At 61.3% G+C, this 7,160-nt stretch carries 7 protein-coding genes; 3 read left to right on the top strand and 4 right to left on the bottom strand.

What is annotated here, in order from left to right; all coding sequences use genetic code 11:
- Nucleotides 1–115: 115 nt before the first annotated feature.
- A complete protein-coding gene (locus FUU19_RS02840; RefSeq protein WP_141971089.1) occupies nt 116–400 on the bottom strand; it encodes a DUF1435 domain-containing protein in 285 nt (94 codons plus the stop codon).
- A gap of 260 nt (nt 401–660) precedes the next feature.
- Between FUU19_RS02840 and FUU19_RS02835 the strand changes: the two genes are divergently transcribed.
- Nucleotides 661–1,740, top strand: a complete 1,080-nt coding sequence (locus FUU19_RS02835; protein ID WP_230507069.1) for a GGDEF domain-containing protein — start codon at nt 661–663, stop codon at nt 1,738–1,740.
- 21 nt (nt 1,741–1,761) lie between these two features.
- On the opposite strand, the gene FUU19_RS02830 is transcribed toward FUU19_RS02835, so the two are convergent.
- Complete coding sequence (locus FUU19_RS02830) at nt 1,762–2,358, bottom strand: TetR/AcrR family transcriptional regulator (protein WP_230489574.1); 597 nt, start codon at nt 2,356–2,358, stop codon at nt 1,762–1,764.
- A 136-nt stretch (nt 2,359–2,494) separates the two neighbouring features.
- On the opposite strand from FUU19_RS02830, the gene FUU19_RS02825 reads away from it, so the two are divergent.
- A complete protein-coding gene (locus FUU19_RS02825) occupies nt 2,495–3,691 on the top strand; it encodes an MFS transporter (RefSeq protein ID WP_141971094.1) in 1,197 nt (398 codons plus the stop codon).
- Between the two features lie 10 nt (nt 3,692–3,701).
- Here FUU19_RS02825 and FUU19_RS02820 read toward each other — a convergent pair whose 3' ends face one another.
- The gene (locus FUU19_RS02820; RefSeq protein WP_025305199.1) at nt 3,702–4,613 is read right to left on the bottom strand and encodes a LysR family transcriptional regulator; all 912 of its coding nucleotides are present in this window, start codon (nt 4,611–4,613) and stop codon (nt 3,702–3,704) included.
- Between the two features lie 108 nt (nt 4,614–4,721).
- Between FUU19_RS02820 and FUU19_RS02815 the strand changes: the two genes are divergently transcribed.
- Complete coding sequence (locus tag FUU19_RS02815) at nt 4,722–5,924, top strand: MFS transporter (protein WP_230489573.1); 1,203 nt, start codon at nt 4,722–4,724, stop codon at nt 5,922–5,924.
- 1 nt (nt 5,925) lies between these two features.
- Here the strand turns inward: FUU19_RS02815 and fucP are convergent, their stop codons facing one another.
- Nucleotides 5,926–7,155, bottom strand: a complete 1,230-nt coding sequence (gene fucP, locus FUU19_RS02810) for an L-fucose:H+ symporter permease (RefSeq protein ID WP_230489572.1) — start codon at nt 7,153–7,155, stop codon at nt 5,926–5,928.
- Nucleotides 7,156–7,160: the final 5 nt, after the last annotated feature.

Genomic DNA, 7,160 nt, shown 5'->3' with positions numbered 1-7,160 from the left:
AGGGTTCAAGTCCCTCTCTTCGCACCAATTGATGATCTCTCCGGTAGTGTCCTCGAAAAAATCCCAACGCATTGATGAACAACACGCCTAAGCGTGGTTTTGCCGTTTCCGGCGTTTACGTGAAGCTGAAGTTGAGGCTGATTGCCGCCAGGCCGCCCGCCAGCGCCATGCAGGAAGGCAGCAGCAGATAGTGACGCAGCCGGCTGTTGAACAGCATCACCAGCGTCGCCAACATCGCTATCACAATCAGGGTGCGTAACTGCATCATATTCAGATCGATCAAGGCCAACAGCGGCATCAGCGCGCACGGCAGCAAAACGCCCCAGGCGCTGGCCAAGCGATCGCCGAGGCACCAGCTGACGCCCCACAGTCCACACGCGGCAATCATGGCAGTAAGCATGACAACCCCCCTTTAAGTGATAATGATAACCAATATCATATAACACTTTTTTGGCCGCCGCATCATTTTCACTGCGGTGACCAAACCCAGATGACACCAGCATGAAAAAATGATAATTTGACATAAGAAAATTCCTAGTCCTGTTTGCATGATAATAATCACAATCCTCAACCATGCAATTCAAGTGGATATTCGCGCCAAAGGAATGCTTCTCAACCTTAATTATTCGACAGAACGACTTTGCAAAGAGTGACCTCCGTATGAACGCCCGTTCTTATCAGGAATTACTGAACAGCAAGCAGCGCCTGGCATTATTTCTTTTTCTGGTGATGAATGCCGCCTCTTCCGTATTTACGATATTGTTCCCTTTTAGGGATACGCCCGCATTTACCCTACCTTTATTATGTATACCGCTATTTTGTCTGGCGGCGGCGCTATTTTCCCTGCAAACGCCGCGGAAATACTTGTGCAAACTCAACCTGTTTTCCAGCGTGCTTGGCCTGCTGTGGGCCGCACATATTTACGTTAAAAGTCAATATTGCTTGTCGAATAACCAAGATTTTTTATTAATTAGTTTGTTCAGCATCTTTTTTATCAGCGCTATTTCTCTGACGGATAACTTTACCGCCTTTTGTTTACACGCCGTGCCTTCCGCAATGGTGATCCTGGCTTTAGACGGCATGCATAATACCCTGCGGATATTATTCACCACGCTATTACCTATTATCGCTTTCTCCATTCATCACCTGATGTTGAAACGCAGTGAAATCTTTACCCACGCGCTGGTGGCCAACCTGTATAACGAGCGGGACAAATTCAATAATTTGAGCATGCTCGATCCCCTGACCGGCCTTTATAACCGCCGCGGGCTGGAAAATAAGATCAATATGCTGCTCGAACCGCAAACCGGCCGCCACTACGTGCTGCTGCTGGATATCGACCACTTCAAGGTCTACAACGACAGCTACGGCCACGCCATGGGCGACCGGGCGCTGGTGCAGGTGGCGGTCGCCATTCGCGATGCGGTGCGTTCGCGCGACATCGTGGTGCGCTACGGCGGAGAAGAGTTTTTGGTACTGCTGACCAACGTGCACGAAGGCTACGCGGCGCAGCTGGCCGAACGGGTGCGCCAGCGGGTGGCGGAACTGAACATCCCGCACGGCGCCAGCCCGCAACACAGCGACACGCTGACGCTCAGTGCCGGCATCTCGGCCCTGGAAAAACTGGACGTCGAATCGGCGATCGGCGCAGCCGACGCCGCGCTCTATCTGGCGAAGCACAGCGGCCGCAACAATATCCAGCTGGCGCAAAACGTCCAGCCTGCGGCCATTCACCCTTAAGCCGGCGGCCGGTATTGAAACTCAGGCGGCGGTGAAACGCAGCCCGTTCAGCAACAGGTTCAAACTGGCCAAGGCCTGCTCCAGCGCGGCGTCTTTTTCCGGGTGATGGGCGACCCACAGCGCGGCATCCATCAGGCCGCCATTGAGCAAATGCGCCAGCGATTCCGGCTCGGCGACGGTGATGCGCCGCTGTGCCATCAACGCCTGCAATGCGCCCGTCATCCAGACAATGCACGCCAGCTTGCTGGCCTGCAGATATTCGGCCCCCAGCACCGAAGGTGAATCGCGCAACAGAATGCGCTGCGCTTGCGGCTCCGTCATCATGATCAAATACCCGCGACAACGCGCCGCAAACGCCTCCCAGTCATCCGCCGCACTCGCGGTAATGTCGGCCAGACGCGCATCCATTTCAGCGTCAATCGCCTTCACCACCGCCAGGAACAACCCCTTTTTATCGCCAAAATGGTGATAGAGCGCGCCGCGCGTCATGCCGGCTTGCGCGGTAAGTTCATCCATCACCGTCTCGGCATACCCCACGCTGCCAAACTGTCGGCGGGCCGCCGCCACCAGCTTTTGTCGGGTTTCTTCAATCATTTCGGTGCGCGCTTTACGTGCCATGGGTCCACTCCGCCTCGTTATTGATGACGTTATAATTGACATACGCCATGTATGTCAATTAACGTAACATACGTGGCGTATGTCAATGATGGACATTGAGCGAATACCGAGCCGCCAACATTCCGGAGCCCTTTCCATGGCAAATCCTTATTTCAAACTGTTCAACGCCCCGGGCAGCAAGGCGTTTTCCTCTGCCGGGCTGATCGCGCGCCTGCCGGTCTCGATGACCGGTATCGGCATCATCACCATGCTCTCGCAGGTACGCGGGTCCTATTGGTTGGCGGGCGCGGTGGCAGCGACGTTCGCCTTTTCCATGGCGCTGCTTGCGCCGCAAATCGCGCGCGCGGCGGATCGTCACGGCCAAAGCCGCGTGTTGCCGTATGCCACCGGGATCAGCGCGATCGCCCTGCTGCTGCTGTTGCTCTGCACCCACTATCGGGCACCGGACTGGACGCTGTTTGTCTTCGCCGCGCTCGCGGGCGGCATGCCCAGCATCTCCGCGATGGTCAGGGCCCGCTGGAGCGAAATTTATCGCGGCACGCCGCAGCTGCACACGGCATTTTCATTCGAGTCCGTATTGGACGAGGTGGCCTTTATCGTCGGCCCACCGATCGCCGTGGGGCTTAGCGTTTCACTCTTCCCAGAGGCCGGCCCTCTGGTGGCCGCGCTGCTTCTGGTGGCGGGCGTTGCGGCATTCGCCGCGCAAAAAAGCACCCAGCCCCCGGTTTACGCCCACAATAACCAGCGGCAGCGCGCCATCCTGACCATGCCGTCGATGCAGATCCTGGTGCTGGCGCTGATCGCCCTCGGCACCATCGTCGGCACCGTGGACGTCATCAGCGTGGCCTTCGCCGAGCAGCAAGGGCAGCCGGCCGCCGCCAGCATCGTACTGTCGGTTTACGCGTTCGGCTCCTGCCTGGCCGGGCTGATTTTCGGCGCAATGAAGATCCCCGTCCCCTTGCCTCGTCTGTTCTTATACGCGGCGTTCGCCACCGCTTTCACCACCTTGCCGCTGCTGTGGGTGCACAATGTCTTGACGCTGGCAGCGGCGATGTTTGTCGCCGGATTGTTTTTTGCGCCGACCATGATCGTTGCCATGGGGCTGGTTGAAAACATCGTGCCGCCCTCCCGGCTGACGGAGGGGTTGACCTGGATGGTCACCGGCCTGGGGATAGGCGTGGCGCTCGGCGCCGCATTGGCGGGCCTGGCGATCGATGCCATAGGGATAACGGCCGGCTTCAGCATCACGCTCACCGCCGGACTGATCGTATTGCTGGTGGCGGCCGGCGGCTACCGCTTAATGCGGCGAACGCTGGCCTTGAAAGCGGCGTGAATCGCCCACGCTAAGCGGTTTCCCAAATCGCCTTGCCCTGCCAGCGCCGTTCGATCGCCGTCAGAAACAGTTTCACCTTGGGGGAGAGATGGCGTCGGCTGGGGTAGACGGCGCAGATCGGCGGCCCTGGGCGACAATAGCGCTCCAGCACCGGCACCAGCGTGCCGGCCGCAATCTGCTCGCCGACCAGAAACGCCCCCACCTGGCACAGGCCGGCCCCGGCGACGGCCGCATCCCGTAAGGCCTCGACGTTGTTGAAACGCATCCTGCCGCGCACCGGCTGTTCGTGCAGTTGGCCGTTGACCAAATAGCGCCAGGGCGCCGGCAGCCCCTGATGACTGAAGACCAGCGTCTCGTGATCGCCCAACGCCTCCGGTTTTGCAGGCGTACCGTGCCGCGCCAGATAATCCGGCGCCGCGCAGGTGATCAGGCGATGCGGCGCGAGCACCCGCCGCACCAGCCGGCTATCGTCGCTGCCGCCGACCCGGATAGCTACGTCGATGCCGTCGCGCACCAGATCGCTGTACTCATCGGAGAAGCTGACGTCGGCGTCCACCTCCGGCCACTGCGCCAAAAACTCCCGCAGAATCGGCAAGATATGCAATCGCCCCAACGAGACCGGCAGATCCAGCCGCAGCCGCCCGCGCGGCGTTTGCCGCCGCGTATTGAGCGCCGTTTCCGCCTCTTCGGCCTGCGACAGGATGCGCTGCGCATACTCGTAAAACACCGCGCCGTCTTCAGTCAGGCTGACGCTGCGCGTGGTGCGCTGCAACAGCCGGGTCGCCAGTCGCTCCTCCAACCGGTTCACGCATTTGCCCGCCGCCGATCGGGAAATGCCCAGCCTCTCGGCCGCCAGCGTGAAGCTGCAGGCGTCGGCGACGCGGATGAACACCAACAGGTCGGTCAGGTTATCCAACGGCATAGACGGTAAATTAGCCACGATGTGTCCCCAATGTTGCGCATTCAGGCCAGTTTATCAGTCATTTTGGCGCGGATACACTGAGGCTCTTCATCTGTTGGGAGAGTCATTATGAGTGCCTTACACGCCGGCGGCGGCGCAAAACCCTGGCTGGCGACCTTTGCCATCGGCCTGGCCACCTTTACCGTCGTTACCGCAGAAATGCTGCCCGTCGGGCTGCTGACTCCGATCGTCAGCACCTTGAACGCATCGATCGGCCGTGCCGGATTGCTGATTTCCCTGCCGGCCCTGTTCGCCGCGCTGTTCGCCCCGCTGGTGGTGCTGGGTGCCCGGCGCACGGATCGCCGCAGCCTGTTGGTGGGCTTTCTGCTGCTGCTGATCGCCGCCAACCTGCTGGCCGCCGCTGCCACCTCCATGGCCCTGCTGTTCGCCGCGCGCATCCTGCTGGGTTTTTGCATCGGCGGTATCTGGGCCATCGCCGGCGGGTTGGCGGAACGCCTGGTGCCGCCGGCCTCCGTCGGATTGGCGCTGTCCGTCATCTTCGGCGGCGTAGCGGCGGCCTCGGTGTTCGGCGTGCCACTCGGGGTGTTCCTCGGCGAAGCGCTGGGTTGGCGCATGGCGTTTCTGGCCGTCGCCGTCCTGGCGGCGCTGACCCTGCTGTTGCTGCTGTGCGTGCTGCCGTCGCTGCCGGTCACGCAGGCGATAAGCTGGCGGTCGTTCACCGCGCAGCGCGCGAATCGCCGACTGCTCCTCGGACTGCTGCTGACGTTTCTGCTGGTCGCCGGCCACTTTATGGCCTACACCTTTGTCCGCCCGCTGCTGCAGACGGTCGCCGGCATCGAGGGCCGCTGGGTGGGGCCGCTGCTGTTCGCCTACGGCGTCGCCGGTATCGCCGGGAATTTCATCGCCGGCCAGGCCGCCGCCAAGCGGCTGCGCCGCACCCTGGCACTGATCGCCCTCGGGCTGGCGCTCGCCGTCCTGCTGCTGCCGCTGCTGGGCCACGCGCCGCTGAGCGGCAGTGCCTTCCTCCTGCTGTGGGGCATCGCCTACGGCGGCGTTTCCGTTTCACTGATGGCGTGGATGCTCAAGGCGGCCCCCGATGCGGTCGAGGTCGCCTCTTCGCTGTATATCGCGCTGTTTAATCTGGCGATTTCCTGCGGTTCGCTGGCGGGTGGGCTGGTGGTGGATGCCGGAGGCTTGACGATAAACGGCGTGCTGTCCGGCATGGTGCTGCTGCTGGCGTTGACGATCCTGATGCGAACGCGCCCACAGGCGCTGACAACGGCGGCGAAGGCCGATTCGCCGCCGGGTTGAATCAGGCGCCGCGCTGCCGCAGGCCGTAAACCAGCACCACCGCGAAGCACAGCAGCGGCAGCAGATAAGAGAGAGCAGTGCTGTAACGGTCGGCCAGCGCCCCCATAAAGTACGGCATGATGGCGCCGCCGACGATCGCCATGATCATAAAGGAGCTGGCGCGCTTGGTGTGTTTACCCAAATTTTTCACCCCCAGGGCGAAAATCGTCGGGAACATGATCGACATAAAGAAGAACACCGCGATCAGCGCCACCACCGACACGCCGTCGACGCTCAGCATCACCACGCCGCACAGTGCGATGTTGATCAGCGCATAGGCCGCCAGCAGCGTCGCCGGTTTGACTCGCCCCATCAGCCAGGTGCTGAAGAAGCGCCCGACCATAAAGCAGATCATGGCGATCGACAGCAGGTAAGAGGCGCTCTGGTTAGACACCTCGTGCCAGTGCTCGGTGGCATAGTTGATGAAAAACGCCCCTACGCCCACCTGCGCCGCCACGTAGAAGAACTGTGTGATAACCCCGCCGACGAAATGCGGATGCTGCCACAATCCCTGCGCTATCACGCCATGCACCGGTTTTTCCTCCTCGCGGATCGCCGGCAGCCGGGTGCGGCTGAACAACAGCGCGATCAGCAGCACCAGCACGGCGATCGCCACATAGGTGATCTTCACCGCGCTCTGATCGCCGTCGCCGGCGGACTGGCTGGCGGAGAAGAACAGCGTGCCGCCGATCAGCGGGCCGATAAACTGCCCGAGGCCGTTGAACGACTGGGCCATATTCAGCCGCCGTTCGGCGCCCTGCGCATCGCCCAGCACCGTGGCGTACGGGTTGGCCGCCGTTTCCAGGCAGCCCAGGCCGCTGGCGATAACGAACAGCGCGAACAGGAATACGCCGAAGCTGTTGGCCGACGCCGCCGGCACGAACAGCAGCGCCCCCAGCGCATACAGGCACAGCCCGACCAGAATGCCCGCCTTATAGCCCTTGCGATCCATAAAGTACCCGGCGGGCAGCGCCACCAGGAAATAGGCGCCGAAATAGGCCGCCTGCAGCAGCCCCGACTGCGCCTTGGTGACGTGCAACGTCTCCTGAAAATGTTTGTTCAATACGTCCAGCAGGCCATAAGACAGCCCCCACATGAAGAACAGGCTGGTGACCAGGATAAATGCCCAGCGCAGATTGGCGGTCACGGGGACGCCCGGCTGCGCGGAGGCCGCACTTTTTTCAGCAAGCATGGTGA

This window comes from Serratia montpellierensis (assembly GCF_020858655.1).
Lineage (GTDB): Bacteria > Pseudomonadota > Gammaproteobacteria > Enterobacterales > Enterobacteriaceae > Serratia > Serratia montpellierensis.
Note: the sequence above shows the minus strand (reverse complement) of the source record. Positions and strands in the feature narration are given on the sequence as shown.

Excerpts from the sequence above, each read along its gene's own strand:
- FUU19_RS02840 (WP_141971089.1), bottom strand. The coding sequence starts at position 400 with ATGCTTACTGCCATGATTGCCGCGTGTGGACTGTGGGGCGTCAGCTGG.
- FUU19_RS02835 (WP_230507069.1), top strand. The coding sequence starts at position 661 with ATGAACGCCCGTTCTTATCAGGAATTACTGAACAGCAAGCAGCGCCTG.
- FUU19_RS02830 (WP_230489574.1), bottom strand. The coding sequence starts at position 2,358 with ATGGCACGTAAAGCGCGCACCGAAATGATTGAAGAAACCCGACAAAAG.
- FUU19_RS02825 (WP_141971094.1), top strand. The coding sequence starts at position 2,495 with ATGGCAAATCCTTATTTCAAACTGTTCAACGCCCCGGGCAGCAAGGCG.
- FUU19_RS02820 (WP_025305199.1), bottom strand. The coding sequence starts at position 4,613 with ATGCCGTTGGATAACCTGACCGACCTGTTGGTGTTCATCCGCGTCGCC.
- FUU19_RS02815 (WP_230489573.1), top strand. The coding sequence starts at position 4,722 with ATGAGTGCCTTACACGCCGGCGGCGGCGCAAAACCCTGGCTGGCGACC.
- fucP (WP_230489572.1), bottom strand. The coding sequence starts at position 7,155 with ATGCTTGCTGAAAAAAGTGCGGCCTCCGCGCAGCCGGGCGTCCCCGTG.